Consider the following 25,475-nt stretch of genomic DNA (forward strand, 5'->3'; position numbering starts at 1 on the left):
AAACTTTCAAATACGCAACCTACCGTACCGGAGACGTTGCTAGAAACCACAAACAAAAAACTAAAAACTTCAAACCCTTTAAAGGCAGGGGTTAATGCGCTTCCAGCCAATTCTCCCCCATGCCGGCTTCGGCTTCTACGGGTACGCCGTTGGGCAGCGGCAGGGCGGTACGCATGCATTCCAGTATCAGCGCCTTCAGGTCTTCGGCTTCGCTTTTTACCGCATCAAACAACAATTCATCGTGCACCTGTAATATCATGCGGCTTTCGAATTTGGCCTTCTTCATTTCGGCATGCACTTTTATCATGGCCAGTTTGATCATATCGGCGGCAGTGCCTTGTATGGGGCTGTTGATGGCGTTGCGCTCCGCAAAACCCCGTACCGTAAAATTGCTGGAGTTGATATCCCGCAGCCAGCGTTTGCGGCCCAGCAAGGTTTCTACATAGCCATGCTCTTTGGCAAAATTCACCATGTTGTTCATGTACTGCTGTATGCCGCTAAACTCCCGCTTGTAATTGTCGATGATTTCTTTGGCTTCTGTACGGCTGATGCCGAGGTTATCGGCCAAGCCAAAAGCACCCTGCCCGTAAATGATGCCGAAGTTTACACTCTTTGCTTTGTAGCGTTGCTCTTTGGTTACTTCATTTTCGGGTATGCCATATACTTTGGCAGCCGTGGCGGTGTGAATGTCTTTGCCATCGCGGAAAGCCGCACACATGTTGGCATCGCCACTAATGGCCGCTACCACCCGCAGTTCTATTTGTGAGTAGTCGGCACTGATGAGCAGGTGGTTGTTGTCGCGGGGTACAAAGGCCTTGCGTATTTCACGACCGCGGTCGGTACGCACCGGTATGTTTTGCAGGTTGGGGTTGTTGCTGCTGAGGCGGCCCGTTACAGCCACCGCCTGCGCATAGGTGGTATGCACCCGGCCCGTTTTCGGATTGATGAGTTGGGGCAGCGTATCTACATACGTGCTTTTCAATTTCGTCAATTCACGAAACGTTAGAATGTCGTCTACAATATTGTGGCCCTTGGCGGCGAGTTTCAGCAGCACATCTTCACCGGTTTGGTATTGGCCGGTTTTGGTTTTTTTAGCAGATGGGTCCAGCTTCAGTTTGTCGAATAACACTTCGCCCAATTGCTTGGGCGATGCCAGGTTGAATTTAACCCCGGCATTTTCATACACTCTTTTTTCAGCAGCCGATGCATCTTGCTCCAGCAGCTTGCTGTAGTCGTTCAAAAACGTTTCATCTACTCTTACACCTTCAAACTCCATGGCGGTGAGCACTTTCACCAACGGGTTTTCGGCTTCGTTCAGCACCCGGTCTACTTTGCGGTCGAGCACCAGTGGTGCCAGCTGCTGTTTCAGTTGCAGGGTAATATCGGCATCTTCTGCAGCGTAGTCTTTTATCTTCTCCATTTCTACGTCCCGCATGTTGCCCTGGTCCTTTCCCTTTTTGCCAATGAGTTCGGTAATACTCACAGGCTGGTAGCCGAGGTATTGCGCCGCCAGCAAATCCATACTGCGGCGGCCTTCGGGCTCGGCCACATAGTGGGCCAGCATGGTATCGTACACGGGGCCGGCCAGTTCGGTTTGGTACCATTTCAGCAGCAGCAAATCGTACTTGATGTTTTGGCCAATCCAGGTAATGTCGGGCTTATCAAACAACGGTTTGAAATGCTGCAGCAACTCCAGTGTGGCGGCTCTGTCAGCAGGACAAGGCACGTAGTAAGCTTCATGTGGCGTAAATGCAAAACTCATGCCCACCAGCTCGGCCAGGTTGGCATCGATGTTGGTGGTTTCGGTATCAAAACAAATTTCTGACTGCTGCAAAGCTGCTTGTACAAATGCATCAATTGCCTTTGCGTTATCCAGCAAGTGATAAGTATGCGGCGTGTTGTTGATGTTCTTATCCACTTCCATTTGCACCGGCTCGTCTTTTTCTTGCAGGCTGTCACTTTTGGCAGCAGGGGTGGCTACGGCATTGCCAAACAAATCTTGCTGTACACCTTGCGGGGCGGCACCAGCGGCCGCATCAAAATCGGTACCGAGTATACGGCGACCGAGTGTTTTAAATTCCAGTTCGGTAAATACTTCTTTCAGCGCTTCTTTGTTCCACTCGCCCAGCTTGTAATCTTCTTCGTGAAACTGCACGGGCACATTGGTAATAATGGTGGCGAGTTTTTTACTCATCACTGCCAGCTCTTTGCCATTGCGTATTTTTTCGCCCAAGGCACCTTTGATGTTGTCGGCATCGGCCAGCACGGCTTCCATATTGCCGTATTGCTTCAGCAGTTTGGCAGCAGTTTTTTCGCCTACGCCGGGTATGCCGGGTATGTTGTCTACCGCATCGCCCATCATGCCCAGCATGTCTATCACCTGCGCTACATTGTCAATGTCCCATTTCTGGCAAATGTCTTCGGCCTTCAATATTTCGGGGCCGTTGCCAAAAGCCGCCGGCTTGTAGATGTACACGCCTTCTTTGGTGAGCAGCTGGCCATAGTCTTTGTCGGGCGTTACCATGTATACTTCGTAACCCAAGTCCGCCGCCTGCCAGGCAATGGTACCCACTACATCATCGGCTTCGTAGCCATCTACTTCTACCACGGGTATGTTGAAGCCTTGGATGATGCGTTTGATATCGGGCACGGCGGCCAGCAGGTCTTCCGGTGCTTCCTGGCGGTTGGCTTTGTAGTCGGTAAAATCGGTATGGCGTTCAGTAGGTGCAGCGGTATCGAAGCACACTGCAATGTGCGAAGGTTTTTCTTTATTGATGAGTTCGAGCAAGGTATTGGTAAAACCAAACTGCGCATTGGTGTTGCGGCCTGTGCTGGTAATGCGGGGGTTGCGGATGAGGGCATAGTAGGCACGAAAGATGAGGGCAAATGCGTCGAGCAGGTATAGCTTTTTCATGTAGACTTTGCGTGGCCGGTTTCGGCAGCCAACGGGTCAAAGTAAACTGTTTATCGGTAAGCTGCAAACGGCTTGGGATGAGAGGCCAAAGCCCCCTAGCCCCCTGTGGGGGAAATAGCATAGGACTCGGATTTATAGGACGCAGATTTGCAGGATAGAAACGGATAAACGCAGATTGTATGAATGCAGTATTCCTACCAACTACCAACCATCATCTATCAACTTTTTTGCCGCAGATGCACAGATTATGTTGGGTTTGCTTTTCGCATCAACCACCATCAATCAACTACCAACTATTTTATGGACGCTGAGCAAACGGATGAAATGGATTTTCCCGGATTTCCTTGCAAACTGCTCACTGCAAACTTTCCTTACACCCAATCCAAACTTTTACCAATGGCTTTTTGCCAACGTAAGTGCAGGTGATGTCGCAGGTCTTGATCCATGGCTGGCTGCCAGCGTTTGTTGATTTGATGATTGGCTTTAAGGTCGTCTACGCTTTTCCAATACCCCGAGGCAAGGCCTGCTGCATAAGCAGCACCCAGGCAGGTGGTTTCATTTACCATCGGTACTTGTACAGGCACTTGCACCATATCGGCCTGAAACTGCATCAGCAAATTGTTGGCCGTCATACCACCGTCTACATTCAGTGCATCGAGGGTAATGCCGCTATCGGCCTGCATGGCCAGCAGCACATCGAGGGTTTGATAGGCAGTGGCTTCCAGCACGGCCCGGGCAATGTGTGCCTTGGTGGCATAGCCGGTGAGCCCGGTGATTACACCACGGGCATCCGACCGCCAGTAAGGAGCGTACAAGCCACTAAAGGCGGGTACAAAATAGACGTCGCCGTTGTCGGGTACGCTGGCAGCCAGTGTTTCTATGTCGCTGCTTTTGTCGATAATGTCCAGGTTATCGCGGCACCATTGCACCAGCGATCCGGTCATAGCAATGCTGCCTTCCAATGCATAATGCACAGGCTGCTGGCCCAGCTTGTAGGCTACCGTGGTGAGCAGGCCCTTGGTGCTGGGTACTATTTTCTCGCCGGTGTTCATGAGCATAAAGCAACCGGTGCCGTAGGTGTTTTTTGCCTGGCCGGGTTCAAAGCAGGTTTGGCCCACTAATGCCGCTTGCTGGTCGCCCAACACACCCATAATATTGATGCCTTTAAAAGCCCCCTGCTGTATGGTACCAAAGTAGCCGGAGCTGGGCACAATCTGCGGCAGCATTTGGCGGGGAATATTGAGTGTTTGTAAAATCTCATCATCCCAATCCAGTGTTTCCAAATGCATGAGCTGGGTGCGGCTGGCATTGGTTACGTCGGTTTTGTGTTCGCCGGTTTCCTTCCACAGCAGCCATGTATCGATGTTGCCAAACAAGGCATCGCCGTTTTCGGCAGCCTGCTGCAATCCATGTACGTTATCGAGCAGCCATTTCAGTTTTAATGAACTGAAGTAGGTGGCAAAAGGCAAACCTGTTTTTTGCTGCCAGGCATTGTGGCCCAGCTGTTCGTTCAGCTTTTTTACCAAATGTTCGGTGCGGGTATCTTGCCATACAATGGCGTTGTAATAAGGCTTGCCTGTATGCTTGTTCCACACCACGGTGGTTTCTCGTTGGTTGGTAATGCCAATGGCCGCAATATCTGTTGCCAGCAAGCCTTTGGTTATGAGGGCTTCTGCAGTTACAAGTTTTACTTTGGCGGCTATTTCTTCGGGATCGTGTTCTACCCAGCCGGGCTGCGGAAAAATTTGCTGGTGTTCTTGCTGGGCACTGGCTACAATATTGCCCCCCATATCAAACACCATAAATCTGCTGGACGTGGTTCCCTGATCAATTGCTGCAACATACCGCATGGCCTATCGTTTTTACTTTTAGAAAAAGAAAGATAGGGAAAACAATGGCGGGAAAAATGCCGGCAGATGTGCCGCATCAATCATCCATAATATCGGCGAGGGTTTTCTTTTCGAGCACACCCAAAATGGCGTCTCTTGCTTCGGCCATTACACCCTTGAGGCCGCAGTGTTTTTCATTGCAACCATCGCAGGGTTCGTAAAAGTGCAGGCTCACACAGCTGAGCATGGCAATAGGTCCATCTACCAGTCGAATGATAGTTGCCAGTTTGATGCGGGAAGGATGTTTGGCCAATTCATAACCGCCATTGCGGCCACGATGACTGATGAGCAACCCTTCTTGTTTCAGTTCGTGCAAAATGTTTTCAAGAAAACGAAGTGGTATCCCTTTTTCTTCGGCAATGAGCGGAATGAGCGTTGGTCCTTTTCCGTAATTAACAGCCAGTTTCGACAATGCCTGAAGGGCGTATTTTGTTTTTTGAGAAAGCATAATGGTAAGCGCTGTACACAAAGCTACTGTTAATTCTCCTGTATATTGTTCACTTTTCGGGTGAACAATTATATTTGCTCATCAAAACGTATCAATCATGAGCTTAAGACTTGGCGACATAGCCCCCGACTTTAATGCCAAAACCAGTGTTGGCGATATCAATTTTTATGAATACCTCGGCAGCAGCTGGGGCATCCTGTTTAGCCACCCGGCAGATTACACACCTGTGTGCACCACTGAGCTGGGCCGTACTGCACAGCTGGCCGATGAGTTTGCCAAGCGCAACGTAAAGGTGCTGGCCGTGAGTGTAGATGATCTGGAAAAACACAAAGGCTGGATTGGCGACATCAACGAAACACAGCATACCAATGTGCAGTTTCCCATCATTGCCGACGAAGACCGCAACGTGGCTACTTTGTACGACATGATTCACCCCAATTCCAGCGAAAACTTTACCGTTCGCAGCCTGTTCATCATTGGCCCAGATAAAAAGGTGAAACTCATTATTACCTACCCTGCCAGCACAGGCCGCAACTTTGTAGAAGTATTGCGGGTAGTAGACAGCCTGCAACTGACCGCACAATACAGTGTGGCTACACCGGCAGATTGGAAAGATGGTGAAGATGTTATTGTGGTACCATCCATTAGCACAGCAGATGCTATTAAAAAGTTTGACAAAGGCGTGACGGAGGTAAAACCTTACCTGCGGTATACACCACAGCCCAATAAATAATTCGTCACATCTCACCCCACACTTACTACAAAAGCCGACACTGGAAACAGTTCGGCTTTTTTAATGCAAGCCCATGAGTTTTATCATATCAACGTGGTATTTTGGACAAGTACTTTTATGCCCTCTTAGATACTATCACCAAATAATCATATTATGTTCCAATTTTTAAAAGATTTGCTCTACCCCACTGCCGACCCCACCACCGCACAAACCATTGTATTTGTAGCTGCTGCTGTTACCGGCGGTGTGTTACTTGGCCGCCTCAAAGTAGCCAAGGTTGGCATCGGTGCAGCTGGTGTATTATTTGTAGGCTTACTCATGGGTCATTTCGGTTACGGCCTGCATACCGAAACCATGCATTATATCAGAGACTTTGGCCTCATACTTTTTGTATACGCCGTGGGCCTGCAAGTGGGCCCATCTTTTTTTGCTTCACTCAAAAAAGACGGGCTGGTGATGAATGGCATTGCTGTAACAGCCGTATTCATCAGCTTTTTGGTGGCATGGATTATCATGCGCAGCACCGGCACCACTGCCGAAAATATGGCGGGCATTATGACGGGTGCCGTTACTAATACACCCAGCCTTGGTGCTGCTAAAAGTGTGCTGAAAGAAGTAGCCGCTGTAAAACAAGGCACCTACTCCGACCCGGCCAACGGATATGCCATTGCGTATCCTTTTGGTGCTGTGGGCGAAATATTGCTCATTATTCTTTTCATGAAAATTTTTAAGGTAAAAGTGAAAGATGAGCAACAGCAGTTTGAAGAAAAACGACAGAAAGACTACCCGCATCCCAGCGTGGTAAAGTGCCGAGTAACCAACCCCAACGCTTTTGGCAAAACCCTGGGCGAACTGCTGAACAAAGAGAGCCTGAAAGATGTGATTGTAACCCGCATCAAATGCAGCGGTACTACCAAAGTGAGTACACCCACTGCTGATACGGTGCTGAAAGAAAGAGACGTGCTGATGCTGGTGGGCCTGCCCGATGATGTAGATGTGGTGGTAACTATGCTGGGCCGTTTAAGCACCGACAACTTCATTACCAGCGATGAAGAAATTGAAAGCCGCGACATTACCGTTACCAAAAACAACGCTACACAAAAGTCGTTGGCGCAACTCAATATGGAGTCGGCATACGGTGTAAAAGTCACCCGCATTTTCAGGGGTGGTATGGAGCTGATAGCCACCCGGGATTTTGTGGTACACATGGGCGATACACTGCGTGTAGTTGGCCCCGTAAGTGAGTTGAAAAATGCGGAACAATTTTTGGGCAATAGCCGCCACCGCTTAGCAGAGCCTGAGCTGGCCACCATTTTTGTAGGCATTATTCTGGGTCTCATTTTGGGTTCTATTCCGCTGGCCATACCAGGCCTGCCCGTACCGGTAAAACTGGGTATTGCAGCTGGTCCGTTGCTGGTGGCCATTTTCATCAGCCGCTATGGCGGTGTAGCGCATTTACACAGCTACATGAACCAAAGTGCTGCCTGGTTTATGCGGGATTTTGGTATTGCCCTGTTTTTTGCAGCCGTGGGTATCAACGCCGGTAAAACCTTGTACGAAAGCTTTGTGGCCAACAATGGTTGGATGTGGCTCGTATATGGTATGGCCATTACTTCCATCCCTGTCATTTTTATAGCGCTGGTAGGCCGGCTCGTTTTCAAAATCAACTTTTTACAAATAGCCGGTATGATTGGCGGTACCTACACCAGCCCACCTACATTGGCGTTTTGCAATGGTTATTTTAAAGGCGATGTACCGGCTCAGGCTTACGCCACCGTGTATCCGCTGGTAACCATTGCCCGCATTTTGGCGGCCCAATTGTTTATTCTTTTGTTTTTACAATAGCCCGGTAAGCTTGCTATAAACCCCAACACCTGTCGGTCTTTTCCGGCAGGTGTTTTTTATGGCGGCATAGTGGTTCTGTTAATTTCTTGACCGCATTGGCACCGCTGGCTAAATTTGTGCCATGCGTATAGTTTGGATATGTATGGTCAGCTGCCTGCTGAGCAGCACCGCCTGGAGTCAGGATGCACAACAGCTGCACGAAAACGGTGTGCGGTACCTGCAGCAAAATGATTACGGCAATGCCATTATTGTATTGAAAAAAGCGGCCGAGCTGGAACCGGCCAATACCGAAATTGTCAACGATTTGGGCTTTGCTTATTTTTTGGCCGGCCAGTACAAAGCAGGATACGATTTGATGAAGCCCATGGCTGAATCGAAAAACGCCGACGACCGTACTTATCAAATTACCTGTATGCTGCTGCGGGGTGGCCGCAACATCAAAGAAGCGGAGCTGGTGTACCGCATAGGCTTGCAAACCTTTCCTAAAAGCGGTGCCTTGTATGCCGACTATGGCGAGTTTTTAGAACTGGTGCAGCCCGGCGCCAACGCTGGCATTGTGTACTGGGAAAAAGGCATACAATTCGACCCGGCATATCCGGGCAACTACTACCACGCAGCACGGTACTATGCAGAGCAAAACGATCATTTTTGGGCAGTGATATATGGTGAGATTTTTGTGAACATGGAAAGCTATACCACCCGTACTGTAGAAACCAAAAACCTGATGTATGACAGCTACAAACGCTTGTTTGCCTTTGGGCTGGAAGCCACCAAAAACGCTTCGCCTTTTCAGCAGGAAGCGTCGAAAATGTTGCTGAAGCAAGAGCCGCTGGCCACCAACGGCATCAACCCTGAAATACTCACAGCCATGCGTACCCGCTTTTTGCTCGATTGGTACAATGGCCCGGTAGCAGCAAAATTTCCTTTTAAGCTATTTGAGCACCAGCGGCAGTTGCTGCAAGAAGGGGTGTTTGATGCCTACAACCAATGGCTGTTTGGCAGTGTTGCCAATTTAAATGCCTTTCAAAACTGGACCAAAACACACCCCGATGAGTACGTGAGTTTCAACCAGTTTCAGCGAAACAAACTGTTCAAAATGGCCGAAGGTCAATATTACCATTAAGTCATTCACCCAATTGGGGCACCTTTTTTGGTGAACAAAAGCAAGGCTTTTTTTGTCTTGCTTTTTTATTACCATCATCTAAAACCATTAAACGTTTATGAAGAATCAAGCATTGACTGCTTTACTGGCCGCAGGTCTGCTGATGACCGCCTGCCAAAGTGCTCCCGAAGCCGATAGCGCCAACACCGGCGAAGCCACAGCTGCAGCCACCGGTACCGGTAGCAACTTTACTGTAGATACCGTAAGCAGCTCTATTGGCTGGATTGGTACCAAGCAAAACGGCCAGCACAACGGTACTTTTATGCTCAGCGGTGGTAGCCTTACTATCGACAGCAGCAACAACATTGCCAGCGGTTCATTTACCATCAATATCGGTTCGCTCAATGTACTCGACCTGCAAGGCGAAGACAAGGGCAAACTGGAAGGCCATCTCAAAAGCCCCGACTTTTTTGATGCCGCTACTTTTCCCGTTGCCAAGTTTGAAATTGCTAGTGTAGCACCATACGACTCTGCCACTGCTACCAGCAAGCTGGCCGGTGCTACCCACATCATCACGGGCAATCTTACGTTGAAAGACTCTACTAAAAGCATTTCCTTTCCCGCCATCGTTACTATTGATGCAGCCAGTGTAAGCACTACTGCCGATTTCAACATCGACCGTACGCTGTGGGGTATGAACTATAAAGGACCCAACAATCCTGCCGATTGGTTCATTAAAAAAGAGGTAAACCTGAAGCTCAATATCAAAGCCAACAAGGCCCAATAAGCTGCGCTTTCCCATCTATAAAAAGACCATCGATTGTGAAACGGTGGGCTTTTTATTTTTTACAGCTCTTGCATTAACCATCGGTTATCAGAAAAGTAACTGCATTTGCTGGTGCTTTCGTTCAATTCCCCGAATTTTCAGCCTTAAACGATTGCCCCATGACGACGAATGGCTTGCCTACCCGCCTGTTTGATTTATTGCCCCATCGGCTGGAACGATTTGGAGACAACACCTTGCTGGCGGCAAAAGAAAATGGTGACTGGAAAACGTATTCAACCCAACAGGTTCAGGAAATAATTGATACGCTGAGTGCCAACCTGCTGAGCCTTGGCCTGAGTGCCGGCGATTACAGCCCAACCGGTGCCGATAAAGTAGCCATGCTGAGTGCTAACCGGCCCGAATGGGTGTTTGTTGATTTGGCTTGTCAGCAAGCAGGCTTGATTCTTTGCCCGATCTATCCCACCACAAATCCACGTGAGTTAGAATTTATTTTCAACGATGCAGAGGTAAAATGTGTGTTTGCCGGTTCGGAAGATTTGTATGAAAAAATCATCAGTGTATCGCCGCATGTGCCATCACTCAAACATATTTTTTGCTTTGACGAGGTAACTGGTGCTGCCAGCTGGACACAGCTGCAGCAAACACCCACGGCCGAAGCCGCCGAAGCATTACAGCAAGCCAAACAGCAGATACAACCGCATCATTTGGCCACCATTATTTACACCAGTGGCACCACCGGTGTACCCAAAGGGGTAATGCTGTCGCACCACAATATTTTGAGCAACGTATTCAACTCTGCCAAGAGCTTTCCGTTCGATAATCAGCCCGGTAAAAAGGTGTTGAGTTTTCTGCCACTCAATCACATTTTCGAAAGGATGATTACGTACATCTACACCTTGAGTGGCATTAGCATTTACTATGCCGAAAGCCTTGAAACGATTGGTGAAAACCTGAAGGAAGTACAACCCACCGGCTTCACCACAGTGCCCCGGTTATTGGAAAAAGTTTTCGAAAAAATTATGGCCAAAGGGCAGGAACTCAGTGGCACTAAACGCAAGCTGTTTAACTGGGCTGTTGATTTGGGTTTGCAATACGACAACCTGCAATCAAAAGGCTTGCTGTACAACGTGCAGCTGAAACTGGCCAACAAACTCATTTTTAGTAAATGGCGTGAAGGGCTCGGTGGCAATATTGAGTTCATCATTACCGGTGGTGCCGCTTGCCAGGAGCGATTGCTGCGCATTTTTAATGCGGGTGGTATTCCGGTGTTTGAAGGCTATGGCCCCACCGAAAACAGCCCGGTGATTTCGGTAAATCGACGCATGGATGGCCAAACCAAATTTGGCACCGTGGGGCCCATTATTGAAGGGCAGGAAGTGAAGCTGGCCGAAGACGGAGAAATATTGGTAAAAGGCCCAAGTGTAATGCAGGGCTATTACAAACGCCCCGATCTCACGGCAGAAACCATTCAGGATGGCTGGCTACTGACGGGTGATATTGGGGTATGGGAAGAAGTGAAAGGCATTCGTTTTTTAAAAATTACCGACAGAAAGAAAGAGCTGTTTAAAACCAGTGGTGGTAAATACGTGGCGCCCCAGCCTTTGGAAAACAAGTTGAAAGAATCGCCTTTCATTGAGCAAATAATGATTGTGGGTGCCGAGCGAAAATTTGTAGGTGCGTTGATTGTACCGGGCTTCCCCACCCTGCGGGAGTGGATGCGGCACCAGGGCATTGCTTTTGCGAGTCCGGAAGAAGCCATCCGTCACCCTAAAGTACTGGCACATTACCAGCAATTGGTTGAAACCTTCAACTTGTTTTTTAACCATGTAGAACAGGTGAAAAAGTTTGAACTGTTGCCACAAGAGTGGACCATTGATACCGGAGAACTCACCCCAACGTTGAAGATTAAAAGGAAAGTGGTGATGGAAAAATACAAGGAGGCTATTGAGCGGATTTACGAATAACGAACTCAATAGCTGATTTTCAGGCTGAATTGCAGGCGCAGTTCAGCCTTTTTTTATGCTTATTGAAGATGCGCCAATACATGCTTCTATAAACAATTGAAAATGTATAAACCACAGTTTTTCAATTATTTATGCCATTTCAACCCCGCAGACTGCTCATTCTTTGCAAATGGCAGGCATTTATAGAATGGAAAGTTTTTACCGCAAAAAAATTAATGTTGTAACAAGTTGTGCAAAAGTTGTTAATTTCGTTTGGTACTTTTCAAACCCATGAAGAAAAAATCTCCGGCAATTATCCTTTTGATAATGCTGCTGTGGTGCGGTTTCGCATACAGTCAGCCCAACACTGCTATTGTTTCCACTGCCGCTGGCTGCGATACCATTAACTTTCCCATACCTGCAGCCTGGAGCCGGGCTAATTACATCATTGTAGATGCAGGCAACACCGGCTATCGTACTGGTACCAACAGCTTTGGCGATAAAGAAAAAGCCCATTTTTTCGACTTGTCTGCAACGGCTAACACCTACATTACCCGCTGTTACATACATTTTGCCAAAGCCAACAGCATCAACCAGGCAGGACTTAATAAAACCATCAACATTAAGGTGTACGATGGTACCAGTAATACCCCCGGTGCATTGCTCGGTTCTACCAGCACAACCCTCGAAAACATTCGGATAGATGTGCAGCTGAATGATAAAACCGACATTTATTTTCCTGCCGCCATTAGCTTACCCGCTTCTAAAAAGTTTTTTCTTTCGGTCGATTTTTCATCGTTGAGCTGGCCTAGTGATACTTTGGCCATTTACTCCTCCCTTTCTGGCCGTACACCCAACTATGCCTGGGAAAAATGGTCGGACAATAGTTGGAATACGGTGCCTTCCGAATCGGGCCTCAATTTGAGCCTGTACATGAACCCATTTGTAAGTACCAACACCACCTGCCAGCTGGTACAGCCGGTAACTATGGGTCAGTTTAGTGGTACACTAGGCAGTAAAGGTCACGAACTGAACTGGCAAACACTGTCTGAACTCAATAACAAAGGCTTTTACGTACAATATGCAGCCAACGGGCAGCAGTTTGAATCGGTTGGATTTGTAACCTCCAGAGCCGTATCTGGCAACAGCACACAACCCATTCAGTACACATTTACTTACCAACCCAATGCTGCTACTCTGCAAAGCCACTACCGGCTGATGCAGGTAGACACAGACGGCAAAACGAGCTACAGCAAGCAAATAGCGCTGCGCAATTCAGCTTTGAGCAGCGGCATTATTGCCCGCATGGTAAATACAGCAGGCAGCGGCGTATTACAGTTGGGTTTTAGTAAAAGCACCACGGGAAATACCCAGATAAGAACTATAGATGCTACGGGCAGAGTAATGCTGCAACAAAACTTAGCTGCCAATGCGCTGCAAACCAGCATCAACACCAGCAAGCTGGCAAAAGGTTTGTACGTGTTGCAAATTGTAAATGAACAAGGACAATTGATTGATACTGAAAAATTCTGGATACAATAAGCGTACCTGCGGCTGAATAACCCACAGCCCCCCTGGTAACCCTTTCGAAACCTTGGCCCTTAACAAGATACCCAAAAGAAAGGAAAGCTTATGTTTACCCAAACTTGGTTAAATGCCTGTATAGGTATTGGCCTACTCAAGCCTGGAAAAAAGTACAGCCGGTATTGGCTGCTATTGGCTATTGGCCTTATAGGTCAAGTTGTGTCATTTGCACAATTCATTACTGAAGATAATTTTAACCGGGGGCAGGAAGATGCCAACTTGGGCTTTATCACTTTTACTGGCGCCTCAGGCCAGAGCAATTCTAATGCTTTGTTTAGAACAGGTGCCCGCAGCTTGCTGGTAACCACCAATAGTACTTCGGGCAACTATGCCCGTTATACAGGGTACATTCTTTCTGTTGCTCCCGGACAATATGTGCACATGATTGCTTGGGGCAGAAGATCTGGGTCTACTACAAATGGACAAATGAGAGGGGGAATTACTTTTGCGGGTATTGGAGATATTGCAACAGGAAACGTCATTACTACTAATTCAAACACTTGGCAACGTTTTACTCAATCCCGGCAAAACAGTACCCTTTTGCCACTTGATGCCAATCCATTTGTTCGTTCATACATAACCGGAAGTACATCAGTTTCAATACACCATGATGACGTGTATATGTATGTTCACAGCAGCAATAACATAGACCTTACTAAACCGAATGCACCATCTTGTGTCAGTATCACTAATACTTCCTCTACAGCCATTTCACTCAGGTGGACACAAGGATCGGACCCGGGTACCCCAAGTACGGGTGTGCAAGGAACGTTGGTGATGAGATTAAATGGAAGCGCTGGTACACCCACAGCCCTTTTAGATCAGGGAACCTATGCAGATATTTTAAAAACGGTGAATGATGGAGAACGAGCTATCGGAAGCTGGAACATCATTGCCAACTTACCTGCTGGCCAACAAGAATATATTGATAATTCAGTGGTAGCTGGCCAAAACTACCGGTACGTTCTGGTACATTATGATTTAGCACTAAACTATTCTGCCAACTCTACGGCGGTTAATGCAACTGCTGCTGCACCAGCTGTATCTTTAATTCCCCGCATTTCTCAAAGTGTATCGAACCTTACACGCCCAAACGGTGGCACTTTTCAACCGGGTGATCAGGTAGAAATTAAAGTCACTGTTGACTACGCCAGTTCTACCCCTATTTACAACGTGAAGACCAGAATTTTCGTGGACCCACAGTTTACCTATGTGTCCAATTCCATGAAAATTACTGACAACAAGGGTTTCAACTTTGCCGATCCCAATGGCGCTCCTGCTTCACCATGTGGTACAACCTACACAGGTGCAACTGGTAATACTACCGGTTTGACTGATGGTGGTGGAGATGACAGGGGCATATACAATTCAACAAGCGGTTTTGCAGATATTATTTTAGGAGATTTACCTACGGCTCCCTCATTAGCCTCGCTTGAGGCCGGAACAAATGACAAATGGGGTGGACGTATTATTGGACAAGGAGCGAATACGACAATCCCAAATTATTATAACTCTCGTTCCATAGTTATTGCTTCACTTACAGTACAAATACCTGCTGGTATAAGTGTAGGTACTGTTTTAGATATCAGTTCAACTACATTTTACAGCTATTCGGAAAATGCTACTGAATCTTTTCTTTTACAATTCAATGTTAATGAAACCAATAATCCAGACTTATTTACACAAATAGTAGTGAGTGACCCTGCGTTGCCTGCTTCATATACTAGTCGCGGAGCCAACCTGTTTACAGCTTTTGACAATGGTACATTTGGCAGTGGCACAAATATAGATGGACCGGGTACTCTTGGTAGTTCTGCCCTTACTAAAACCACAATTGCTACAACCGCTCCTGGAGATGGTTATTATTCCATTTCAAAAAATAGCTCAGGCAACCAGTTACAAATCAATAATGGTATTTCAATCGATCATGCTGATAGGGTTTGGGGCCATTGGTATATTGCTGGTGACCATACAGGTACCAGTGATGAATTCGGAAATATCGCTGCTCATCAAGATAGCTTAGGTGGATATATGCTTCTTGTAAATTCGGATTACGTACCTACTAGGGTTGTTGAGCAAACCATTTCTGGTTTGTGCCCAGGTACATTTTACAATTTCAAAGCGTGGTTAAAAAATGTGTGTCCCAGCTGTGGAGTAAATTCAAATTTGACTTCAAATAATATTCGCAACAACAATACCGGTGTACCAAACACTGCAACTGACCCCCGTCGCCAAGGTGTAAAACCCAGCCTTACGTTTGATGTTAACAATCAGGCATACTACACCACCGGCCCTATTGATACCAGCCTTGGCTGGGTGCAAAAACAATTTGTATTTGCAACGGGTGCCAGCAGTGGTAATTTCAACTTTAGTATTCGCAACAATGCGCCGGGTGGCGATGGTAACGACTGGGCTATTGATGATATCAGCATTATTACCCGTGGCCCGAGTGCCAGTGTAAACGTAGATGCTGATCCGGTTATTGATCCGGAACCAACAGCGTTTTGTGTCGGGCAGCGTTTTCAGGTTTTGGGCAACTGGATAGAATCAACCGGAAGCTTTACCCAGTATGATGCATACCAATTTCAATGGTCGTATAACTCCAACGGCCCTTGGAATGCCATTGGTGCTGTGCGGGAGTTGTCAACACCGAATGATCCGTTCAATCTTGCCAATGGCCGGATTGATTCCATTATCAGCGACCAGTTCAACGATGCCAACAGGGAAGTTTATTTCAGGGTGGTAATTGCAACGCAGCCATCCAACATTTCGTTAGCAGATGCAGCGCCTTGCCAGGTAACAGCATATAATAGTTCTGTTATCCGAATTGGCACTTGCGTACTTCCTATTAAACTACTGCGTTTTAAAGCAGCATCTTTTGGCCAACAAGTACTACTCAATTGGGCTTCTGCCGATATAGACAGGTTGCAGCATTTCGTTATTGAGCGAAGCACCAATGGCGTTGATTTCACACCGGTTTCTACAGTTGATCCTAAAAGCTATGTACGCCAGTACCAGTATCAATTAACAGACCTGCCCAATACAAATGCCGATCAGCTTTGGTACCGGCTAAAAATGGTACACATGAACAATGAAATAACTTACTCATCTATTGAAATGGTAGGTTGGAAAAAATCGGTTCTGTCTGTAAATATTCAACCCAATCCGGCCAGAGATGTAGTGCAATTAAATTGGTCGGGCGTAAAGCCAAATCAAAAAATGAAGTTGAGTATTTCAAATGCTACCGGCACTATTATACATACACAATCCATAACCATTCAACAAGGGCCTACACAGCAACTTCGCCTACCGGCAAACATGAGTGCAGGCTTATATTTTGTACATGTAGAAGATAACGTTAGCGGATTTAAGCAGTCTATAAAATTGAATAAGTTATAACCAAGACATTTTCAATAGGGTTTGTTTTAGCATCAAAAAAGCTCAGGTGTCTGAGCTTTTTTGATTGTTTCAATGTTGGTGTGTATCGCCAGGTTGTATGATTTTAAAACCTGCTTTTTTCTTCGATTCATCTACAATTCTTTTAGCATCGTCCAGCAACTTTTTAGCATCATATACAATCCCATCTTTGATGGTGTACTTTACTCCACCCTTTCGAACAATTTGATTATCCGCCGTTAATTCGATAGCTCCGGTGCCGTACAACACTTGTAAATTTTTCAGCGGATTGGCATCTACCAAAACAATATCTGCCAGCTTTCCTTCTTCCAGTGTTCCTAAATCTTTTTCGGCACCCAAAGCTTGTGCACCAAATAAAGTAGCAGAACGAATAACTTCTAATGGATGAAAACCCGCTTCCCGCAAGAGTTCCAGCTCACGGATGTATCCAAAGCCATAGGTCTGGTAAATGAATCCGTTGTCTGATCCTGTAGTTACTCGGCCACCTCTGTTTTTGTATTCATTTACAAATGTCATCCACAAATGATAATTTTTCTTCCATGCCACTTCCTGTTCTGTTCCCCAATTGAACCAAAAAGAACCATGGCTAATTCTGCTCGGTTCGAAGAATTTCCAGAGTGATGGCAGGGTATAATAGTCATGCCACTCGGCCCGTCGGGCTCTTTGTAAGTCTCTTGTGGCATCATATATATTAAAAGTTGGGTCCAATGTAAAATCCAATGCCAACAAACGATTCATTACTTTATTCCAATGGTCGCTATATGGTGCAGCCGCCTGCAACCACAGTTTTCCTGCTTCTTCAAAGCGGTGTTCCTCATTACTGTAATTGTAATCGAGTGGATATTGCTGAATAGTTTTGTCGGTAAACAAAGCTTCTGGCAAACCATACCAGTGCTCCATACTGGTAAGACCGGCTTCTGCGCTGTTGAGCACATTCCATCGAGCCACATCCATTTGTGCATGGTGCATACATGAACGAAGACCTAAGCGTTTGTTTTCTCTTAGTGCCGCATCCATCACTTCTGGTCGGGCACCAAAAAACTTAATGCCATCCGCTCCTTTTTTTGCATTCTCATTTACCCAAGCCCTTGCCTGCTCTCCATTGATGATGGGTGTTGCACTACCCTGACCGAAAGCAGTATATGCATAAATACGTGGTGCAGTAATTTTATTGTCTGCACTTTTTCTCTTTTGATCGAGTACCCACTCCAAACCATTGCCACATGAGGGTTCACGAATAGTTGTGATACCGTGAGCCATCCACAACTTGAATACATACTCTGCTGGTGTTCCCTGGCCGCTTCCACCTATATGACCATGCATATCAATAAAGCCAGGCATGTCATACATGCCTTCACAATTTATTTCCTTTCCACCAGCTTTTAATTGTACTCGTTTTTCGGGATCGTTTTTTACTCCCGGATAGCCGGCACTAGCAATGCGAACAATCCTGTTTTGCTCAATCACAATATCCATTGGCCCTTGTGCAGGTGCTCCGGTACCATTAATAATAGTTACACCACGCAAAATCAATTGGGTATACGGACCTTCCCCTTCTTTTACTTCTGGCGCCTTTGCAATGGGTTGTGCGAAAATGTTGGTAGTTATCAGCAGCACAAATACAAACAACGATATTTTTTTCATATAGCTTTTTTAGTTCTCCAGTTCAACAATCATTTCAATTTCAATGGCCATGCCATTGGGCAATGCATTGGTTCCAACTGCACTCCGGGCATGTTTTCCCTTTTCGCCCAACACTGCTACCATCAAATCACTGAAACCATTCATCACTTTCGGTTGATCGCCGAAAGAATCGGTACAATTCACCATACCCATCACTTTTATAATCCGTTTCACTTTACTCAAATCGCCAATTGCCGATTTCAAAGTGGCCAGTAATTGCAATCCGGTTACTCTTGCGGCATCATATCCTTGTTCGATGGTTAACGTTGCACCGAGTTTTCCTTTTATGGTTTCGCCTTGTGCATTGGTTGGCCCATGTCCCGAAGTGTACAATACGTTTCCCACTTTCACCCATTTTACATAATTGGCAATGGGAGCCGTAGTTGGCGGTAGTGAAAAACCAAGTGCAGCAATTTTTTCTTCCGGGGTTTGTTGTGCACTTACCCTAAAACTGCTGAAAAGCAATACGAGTAAAATAAACGACATTCTCATTGGCAGATAATTTGCTAAAAGATAGGTGCAAAATGCTGCCGAAAAACAGAGAGCCAATCCTCAAAAATGAACCGCCTGAGAATTGAATATTTAAAGCCCTTTCGGGGTGTTGTAGGGGTTATTGTATTCTGAAGCGTCTGAAATCGGTCTATTTTTATTGTAAGACGTTGTATTTCAATTGATTACGAAATAACATTCGTGACAGCACCGGAATGACGTTTTTGGGGAGTTTTTGGCTCATTTCAGCGGTATTGGCCAAAAAAATCGGGAAAACTTTTTTGTTGTCTTCCCGATGAATAAAATTTGAGCATTTCCACTATCGACCCATATATACCATCAAAATTTGAACATCGCTGGGGTTGACACCACTAATACGGCTCGCCTGACCCAGCGTGGCCGGCTTAATTTTGTTGAATTTCTGCCGGGCTTCGTTGCTCAATGCATGTACTTTGTTGTAGTCGAAGGTTTCCGGAATCTGTAAATCTTCTAACTGCGCCATGCGGGTTACCAGTTCCTTTTCCTTTTCGATATACGTTTCGTATTTCAGCTGAATGGATGCTTGCTCCAATGCTTCTGAGTTAAACGACCGTAATGCTTCGGCAAGGCGTGGGACAGCTTTCAGCAGGTCGTCTATTTCTACATTTGGCCGCAGTAAAAGCTTTGCCGCTTTGTATTTTTCGGGAATTAGTGATGAGCCAATACGTTCGAAATAGGGATTAATTTCTGCTGGTTCTACGCCAAAACTATTCATCAATTGCTTGATCTCGGAAGTTTCTTGTTGCTTTTGCTGCATGAGTTCGTACCGCTCGTCGGTAGCAAGACCCACCTTGTGGCTCATTTCGGTGAGGCGGAGATCGGCATTGTCTTGCCGGAGGAGGGTTCTAAACTCTGCCCGGCTGGTAAACATCCGGTAGGGCTCATCGGTTCCTTTATTGATAAGATCATCGATGAGGACGCCTATATATGCATCGCTACGCTTCAGCTGGAAGGGCTCCTGCCCTTTTGCCTTGAGGTGTGCGTTCATACCTGCGATTAATCCCTGGCATGCCGCCTCTTCGTATCCGGTTGTACCGTTGATTTGACCAGCGAAAAACAGGTTCTGAATCAGCTTGGTTTCTAGGGTGTAGCGTAGCTGTGTAGGTGGAAAATAGTCGTATTCGATGGCATAACCAGGTCTGAACATGCGACAATTTTCGAAACCCGGCACCATGCGGAGGGCTTTCATCTGCGTTTCTTCGGGCAAAGAGCTGCTGAAACCATTCACATAAATCTCTACGGTATTCCAGCCTTCGGGTTCTACAAAGAGCTGGTGGCGGTCTCTTTCAGCAAAACGACTGATTTTATCCTCGATGCTCGGGCAATAGCGTGGGCCAACGCCCTGAATTCTGCCCTGATACATGGGGCTTTTATCGAAGCCTGTCTTCAGAATCTCATGTACGGTTTCGTTGGTATAGGTAATCCAACAGGGTATTTGTTGCTCCGGACTAATCTTTGGGACGTTCAGATAGGAGAATCCAGTGATGGTTTCATCACCACCCTGACGCTCCATTTTGCTATAATCAAGGCTTCTGCCGTCTATTCGGGGTGGTGTTCCTGTCTTCAAACGGTCGGCTTCAAAGCCCAATTCCACCAACTGTTCGGTAATACCTGTAGCGGCTTTCTCTGAAATGCGGCCGCCGCCCAGTTGTTTTTCGCCAATATGAATAACACCATTCAAGAAAGTACCACTGGTAACTACCACAGATTTCGCTTCAATATGATGACCCAGACCGGTAATTACACCGTGGCAGCGGCCATCTTTTACCAGCAAACCCTTCACCATATCCTGATAAAAGTCCACATTGGGGGTTTCTTCCAGCATTTGACGCCAGGTAGTAGCAAACAGCATGCGGTCGTTTTGGGTACGGGGGCTCCACATAGCAGGGCCCTTACTCCTGTTCAGCATCCTGAACTGGATCATGCTTTTATCCGTAACGATACCGCTATAACCACCCAACGCATCTATTTCCCGAACAATTTGCCCTTTGGCAATGCCGCCCATGGCCGGGTTGCAGCTCATTTGGGCAATGGTTTGCATGTTCATGGTAATGAGCAGCACTTTGCTGCCCATATTGGCAGCCGCCGCGGCCGCCTCGCAACCGGCATGACCGGCGCCTACAACAATCACATCGTATTCTGGAAACATGCGGCAAAATTAGCCTGTGGAACCCAATAGTATTGTCGAATCCTGATGTTCCACGTGGAACAAGCCAATATTATTTTGCCGTGAGTAAAACCGTTTGTTCCACGTGGAACAAACTATTGAAAACCCGGGAATGCGGAAAGACATCGTTCTTCAGCAGCCCGCATGGCAATCACATCGTCTTTCTTTTTATCGCGGTAACCACACAAATGAAGTAAACCATGACAGGTTACCCTTACTAATTCACTTTCAAAAGAAACCATATGAAGAACAGCATTCTCTTTCACTCTATCCACAGAAATATAGATCTCTCCCACTACTGATAAATCCTTCTTGTTTTCCCGAAGGTCAAAAGTGATAATATCGGTATAATCATCGTGATTGAGAAAACGTTGGTTGATATCAAGTAGGTAAGCATCAGAACAAAACACATAATTCAGCGATTCAACCATATACCCTTCCTGAGTGGCCATATGAGCAATGAATCGTCTCAGTCGTTGCTTCTGGTTATAGTTGAGCCGTACATCGGCATAAGAAAAAATGACAGCCATTTCGCTTTTGGAAAACAGGGGGTTATAGAAAGAAATACTTTTGCAAAGTAATGAACTCAATACTTAAGAAACTCTCCGAACTGGAACCCGGCGAAAAAGCTACTGTGCACTCTTTCAGCTCAAACGATATCTTTTTGAAACTGATGGAAATGGGTTGTGTTCCAGGTGAATCTTTATTGGTAGAAATGAGAGCACCACTGGGTGATCCCATCTCCATCATGATAGCCGGCTATCACCTGAGCCTGCGCCTGAGTGAAGCTGAACATATTTTGGTAGAACCTTTTGTTGCCAACTAATGTCTGTATGAAAATAGGCTTATACTTTGGTTCCTTCAATCCCATTCATAATGGCCACTTAATAGTTGCCAATATTGCACGGCACACTACTGACCTGCAGCAGGTATGGCTGGTGGTTTCTCCTCAAAATCCTTTGAAACCTTCAGGTACATTATTGAATGAATATCACCGTCTACACTTAGTGAAGCTGGCAATACAGGATGATGTACATCTGAAAGCATCAGATATTGAATTTCACCTGCCCAAACCTTCATACACAATAGATACACTTACATATCTCAAAGAGAAATATCCGCAACACGAATTTGCCATCATCATGGGCAGTGATAGTTTACAAAACCTCCCCCACTGGAAAAACTACCAGCAACTCATAGCGGCACATTCAATTTATATTTATGAGAGACCGGGCTTCCCCATTTTGAATGAAGTAGGTGCCAATATTCATACCATAAAAGCTCCGCTATTAGATATCTCTTCAACCCAGATACGCCAGTTTATACAGCAAGGTATCTCCATCCGCTACATGGTGCCCGATGCAGTAGCTACAGAAATAATGGATAATAACTATTACAAATGATAAATACATTAATATTTATAATAATGTATTTAGTGTAGCAAGAAACCCAATGCCAAACATACCATTACGATAATTGGACTGGGCAATTTGGTAAAACTGAGTAACAAAAAAGTGCCTACCATAACTACCAAGTTGGTTATAGCAATGGTTTGAAAGGAACCAATTGAAATATCCTTCATTACATAAAATGAGGATGCAGCCATAATACCCACCACTACTGCATTAATACCCTCTAAACTTCTATACACAACTGCATACTTTTTTAAGTAGTTCCAAATAGGGTAAAAAAATAAAACCAATAAAACGCTGGGCAGAAAAATAAAAACCAATCCTGCCACACATCCTACAACCTGCCACCCAGCGCCCCATTTACGCATGGCCATACCACCATGAAATGCAGCCACAGAAAAAACTGGTCCGGGTATGGCCCTCACCATTCCACTACCAGTAAGAAACTCTTCACTGGTCATATACTTGTTCTCCCCTTTGGGCCGAACGACAAACTGCTCATACATAAGTGGAACAAGTACATCGCCACCACCAAATACCAAACTACCAAAACGATAAAAGTTTTCACTAAGGTTCCAAACACGATATTGTGGTTCCTGGTGACCAATACGCACCTGTTGCTTTCGGGCCCATTCAGACATAAAACCTAATAAAACAAAAAACACGACGAAGAGCCAAATATTACCCCAAGCAATCTTTCGTTTGTTTACTTCAACCTGCGGTATACGTTTCTTACTAAAATTAGTAACCACTCCGCCGGCAACAAGAAGAACAGGAAATACCCAAGGGGTTTTGAACCATAAAAAAGTTATTGCTGCACTAACCACGGCAATAACAACTGTAATCAAATTGTGAATAGCAATTCGGCCCATACGTAAGGCGGCAAATGCTAAAAAACCAACAGCCATGGGCTGTATGAACTTGAAAATATCAGCCTCCTTAGATTGCTGATCAAAATAGTGTAACAAAAAACTAAGCAGGCTCATGAGGATGCCGGCCGGCAATACCCAAATAAAAAGAGTTAACAAACCAAGTACCAAACCACCACGTTTGTAACCGATTAACGTGAGTGTTTGAGTACTACTCGCACCTGGAAGTAATTGAACAAAAGCAGTAAACTCCATCAATTCCTGCTCTGTTACATCATGTCGCTTTTGTACAAAACGCCGAACCATCATTCCATAATGCCCTTGTGGCCCACCGAAAGCAGTGAGGCTATGCAACAACACCATGCGTAAAAAAGGTATGTGTCTCAACAACTTCATGTAACGCAATAGGACAAAGCAGTCATATCTTCATTAATACAGTAAATATAACAGCAACATGGCAACAGCATTCAGGAAAAACTTGCCCAAAATAACATACCGTACATTCCTCAGAAATATTGCACGGCAAAAAACAAGAGCGGTTGTAAAACCACATGTTGCTACCGTAAAGAGCACTCAACCAAAAGAAAGGCACATCAGTGTATTTGATTATAATCCTTCAACCATTAATTATCACCAACCTCAGGACATAACCGAATGTTTTTCATTTAAGCATACTCCTACCATCACCTGGATAAATATGGATGGAATGGATAATGAACAAATGGAAAAAATTTGTTCTCATTACAATATACACTGGTTAATACAAGAAGATGTAATGAGCCATGGACAAAGACCAAAGGTGGATGAAATTGAAGGTGTAGTGTACTGCTTGCTCAATATGTTGTTCATCAATACAAAAACGAACGAAATAATAGAAGAACAAATCAGTATTGTAATGGGCGAAAACTTTATTCTGTCCTTTCAGGAAGATGCAGAAAAGGATGTGTTTGACCCTATCAGAAAAAGATTGAAAATAAGTACCAGCAGGGAAAGAGAGAAAGGAGCTGATTATCTTTTTTATGCATTGATTGATTTGATAACAGATAGCTACTTAGCGGTGATAGAACAACTTGGCAATCAGATTGAACAAATAGAAGAACAGATTATGCAACGTACCAGCAAGCATACCTTCGAAAAAATATCACAACTCAGGAAAGATATCATATTGCTAAAAAGGAACATTGCACCAACAAAAGATGTAGCAGCATCATTAATAAGAACAGAATCTGACCTGATACAAGAACGTACGTCCAAATATTTTAAGGATGTATACGACCATGTGGTACAAGCCAACGATTTGATTGATAATTATCGGGATTTGATTATAGGATTACAGGATATGTATGTAAATAACATTAACCTGCGTATGAATGAAGTGATGAAAACCCTTGCCATCATTACATCAATAATGGCACCAGCAACTGTAATTGGCGGAGTATTCGGAATGAACTTTGACATCATTCCGTATGCACACCATAGTTATGGATTTTATGGAACGATAGCAGTGATGATCATTATTCCAATAGTAATGATACTGTGGTTTTACAGAAGAGGTTGGTTTCAAAATGAAAGCAGACCAGGCAAAATAAAAGTGGAAGACTAACCTTTGTTTTTGTAAATAGGCACAGTGCTGCAAGGCTCGCCGTACATAATGCTTTTAACAACCGGACGAAGCTTTGCTGTAATAGCAAGATAAGCAGCCTCACTGATGGGCAATTCGCCACAACCTTTTACAACTACCCTTTTATCAGCAAATATGGAAACATCAATATGACTAATACGATCTAATAAAACAGTGTTGGGTAAATCTTTTCCTGCTGAGAGATACACGCCTTTAGCAACTTCACTTAGGTAACTGGCAGCCAACATATAAGCCCACACTGGAATAATTGCATCTGCTGTACAAGTAACAGCAACATATTTGTTAAGATAAACAGACCAATCGTGTTCCTTCAAACTTGCACGGAAGTCCTTTTCACGAAGTATTAATTCCATGAACAAAAAAGGCTTCAAATCAAAGACAGCAGTTTCTTGCTCTGCAGGATAATACGCTGCCAGATCTAAACTGGTCAATGCACTTTCAGCCACACGATTTATAATCACCTCATCCATTGCTCATACTTGAAATACAAAATTATCAATCCTACACAGTGT

The 25,475-nt window shown here is 45.4% G+C and carries 19 protein-coding genes; 10 read left to right on the top strand and 9 right to left on the bottom strand.

Translation table 11 applies throughout. The features are described from left to right. Positions 1–91: 91 nt before the first annotated feature. The 3 genes from polA to V7Q13_RS15805 all read right to left on the bottom strand — a co-directional run bounded on the left by polA (position 92) and on the right by V7Q13_RS15805 (position 5,251). Positions 92–2,914, bottom strand: coding sequence for a DNA polymerase I (gene polA, locus V7Q13_RS15795; RefSeq protein WP_333801637.1), 2,823 nt, complete (start codon positions 2,912–2,914; stop codon positions 92–94). Positions 2,915–3,285: 371 nt separating this feature from the next. Continuing rightward, a complete protein-coding gene (gene glpK, locus V7Q13_RS15800; protein ID WP_333801638.1) occupies positions 3,286–4,764 on the bottom strand; it encodes a glycerol kinase GlpK in 1,479 nt (492 codons plus the stop codon). Between the two features lie 76 nt (positions 4,765–4,840). Next, positions 4,841–5,251: an RrF2 family transcriptional regulator gene (locus V7Q13_RS15805; protein ID WP_333801639.1), complete on the bottom strand. Its 411-nt coding sequence runs from the start codon at positions 5,249–5,251 to the stop codon at positions 4,841–4,843. A 97-nt stretch (positions 5,252–5,348) separates the two neighbouring features. On the opposite strand from V7Q13_RS15805, the gene V7Q13_RS15810 reads away from it, so the two are divergent. From V7Q13_RS15810 to V7Q13_RS15840, 7 genes are all read left to right on the top strand, one after another. Continuing rightward, the gene (locus V7Q13_RS15810; RefSeq protein ID WP_333801640.1) at positions 5,349–5,984 is read left to right on the top strand and encodes a peroxiredoxin; all 636 of its coding nucleotides are present in this window, start codon (positions 5,349–5,351) and stop codon (positions 5,982–5,984) included. Between the two features lie 153 nt (positions 5,985–6,137). Then, a complete protein-coding gene (locus tag V7Q13_RS15815) occupies positions 6,138–7,829 on the top strand; it encodes a putative transporter (protein WP_333801641.1) in 1,692 nt (563 codons plus the stop codon). Between the two features lie 121 nt (positions 7,830–7,950). Further along, positions 7,951–8,952, top strand: coding sequence for a tetratricopeptide repeat protein (locus V7Q13_RS15820; RefSeq protein ID WP_333801642.1), 1,002 nt, complete (start codon positions 7,951–7,953; stop codon positions 8,950–8,952). A 97-nt stretch (positions 8,953–9,049) separates the two neighbouring features. Continuing rightward, entirely contained in the window at positions 9,050–9,718 is a 669-nt protein-coding gene (locus tag V7Q13_RS15825) for a YceI family protein (protein ID WP_333801643.1), read from the top strand. 158 nt (positions 9,719–9,876) lie between these two features. Next, positions 9,877–11,682 carry an AMP-dependent synthetase/ligase gene (locus V7Q13_RS15830; protein WP_333801644.1) on the top strand — a complete coding sequence of 602 codons (1,806 nt, stop codon included), beginning with the start codon at positions 9,877–9,879 and terminating at the stop codon, positions 11,680–11,682. A 270-nt stretch (positions 11,683–11,952) separates the two neighbouring features. Beyond that, complete coding sequence (locus V7Q13_RS15835; RefSeq protein WP_333801645.1) at positions 11,953–13,203, top strand: T9SS type A sorting domain-containing protein; 1,251 nt, start codon at positions 11,953–11,955, stop codon at positions 13,201–13,203. A gap of 90 nt (positions 13,204–13,293) precedes the next feature. Then, positions 13,294–16,644, top strand: coding sequence for a T9SS type A sorting domain-containing protein (locus V7Q13_RS15840; protein ID WP_333801646.1), 3,351 nt, complete (start codon positions 13,294–13,296; stop codon positions 16,642–16,644). 69 nt (positions 16,645–16,713) lie between these two features. On the opposite strand, the gene V7Q13_RS15845 is transcribed toward V7Q13_RS15840, so the two are convergent. The 4 genes from V7Q13_RS15845 to ybeY all read right to left on the bottom strand — a co-directional run bounded on the left by V7Q13_RS15845 (position 16,714) and on the right by ybeY (position 21,570). Further along, positions 16,714–18,306 (bottom strand): amidohydrolase family protein, encoded by a 1,593-nt coding sequence (locus V7Q13_RS15845; protein WP_333801647.1) that lies wholly within the window; start codon positions 18,304–18,306, stop codon positions 16,714–16,716. A gap of 9 nt (positions 18,307–18,315) precedes the next feature. Then, complete coding sequence (locus V7Q13_RS15850) at positions 18,316–18,837, bottom strand: RidA family protein (RefSeq protein ID WP_333801648.1); 522 nt, start codon at positions 18,835–18,837, stop codon at positions 18,316–18,318. 316 nt (positions 18,838–19,153) lie between these two features. After that, positions 19,154–21,022, bottom strand: a complete 1,869-nt coding sequence (mnmG, locus tag V7Q13_RS15855) for a tRNA uridine-5-carboxymethylaminomethyl(34) synthesis enzyme MnmG (RefSeq protein ID WP_333801649.1) — start codon at positions 21,020–21,022, stop codon at positions 19,154–19,156. A 113-nt stretch (positions 21,023–21,135) separates the two neighbouring features. Then, on the bottom strand, positions 21,136–21,570 hold the full coding sequence (gene ybeY / locus V7Q13_RS15860) for an rRNA maturation RNase YbeY (RefSeq protein ID WP_333801650.1): 435 nt from the start codon (positions 21,568–21,570) through the stop codon (positions 21,136–21,138). A gap of 50 nt (positions 21,571–21,620) precedes the next feature. On the opposite strand from ybeY, the gene V7Q13_RS15865 reads away from it, so the two are divergent. Beyond that, entirely contained in the window at positions 21,621–21,866 is a 246-nt protein-coding gene (locus V7Q13_RS15865; RefSeq protein WP_157480467.1) for a FeoA family protein, read from the top strand. 7 nt (positions 21,867–21,873) lie between these two features. Further along, the gene (gene nadD / locus V7Q13_RS15870) at positions 21,874–22,443 is read left to right on the top strand and encodes a nicotinate (nicotinamide) nucleotide adenylyltransferase (RefSeq protein ID WP_333801651.1); all 570 of its coding nucleotides are present in this window, start codon (positions 21,874–21,876) and stop codon (positions 22,441–22,443) included. Positions 22,444–22,472: 29 nt separating this feature from the next. Here nadD and chrA read toward each other — a convergent pair whose 3' ends face one another. Further along, positions 22,473–23,717: a chromate efflux transporter gene (gene chrA, locus V7Q13_RS15875; RefSeq protein ID WP_333801652.1), complete on the bottom strand. Its 1,245-nt coding sequence runs from the start codon at positions 23,715–23,717 to the stop codon at positions 22,473–22,475. Positions 23,718–23,775: 58 nt separating this feature from the next. Here chrA and corA point away from each other — a divergent pair, with 58 nt between their 5' ends. Beyond that, the gene (gene corA, locus V7Q13_RS15880) at positions 23,776–24,924 is read left to right on the top strand and encodes a magnesium/cobalt transporter CorA (RefSeq protein ID WP_333801653.1); all 1,149 of its coding nucleotides are present in this window, start codon (positions 23,776–23,778) and stop codon (positions 24,922–24,924) included. Here corA and V7Q13_RS15885 read toward each other — a convergent pair. After that, positions 24,921–25,433, bottom strand: coding sequence for a DUF2480 family protein (locus V7Q13_RS15885; RefSeq protein ID WP_333801654.1), 513 nt, complete (start codon positions 25,431–25,433; stop codon positions 24,921–24,923). The genes corA and V7Q13_RS15885 overlap by 4 nt on opposite strands. Positions 25,434–25,475: the final 42 nt, after the last annotated feature.

The organism is Phnomibacter sp. (assembly GCF_036803085.1).
In the GTDB taxonomy this organism is placed as follows: Bacteria; Bacteroidota; Bacteroidia; order Chitinophagales; family Chitinophagaceae; genus Phnomibacter.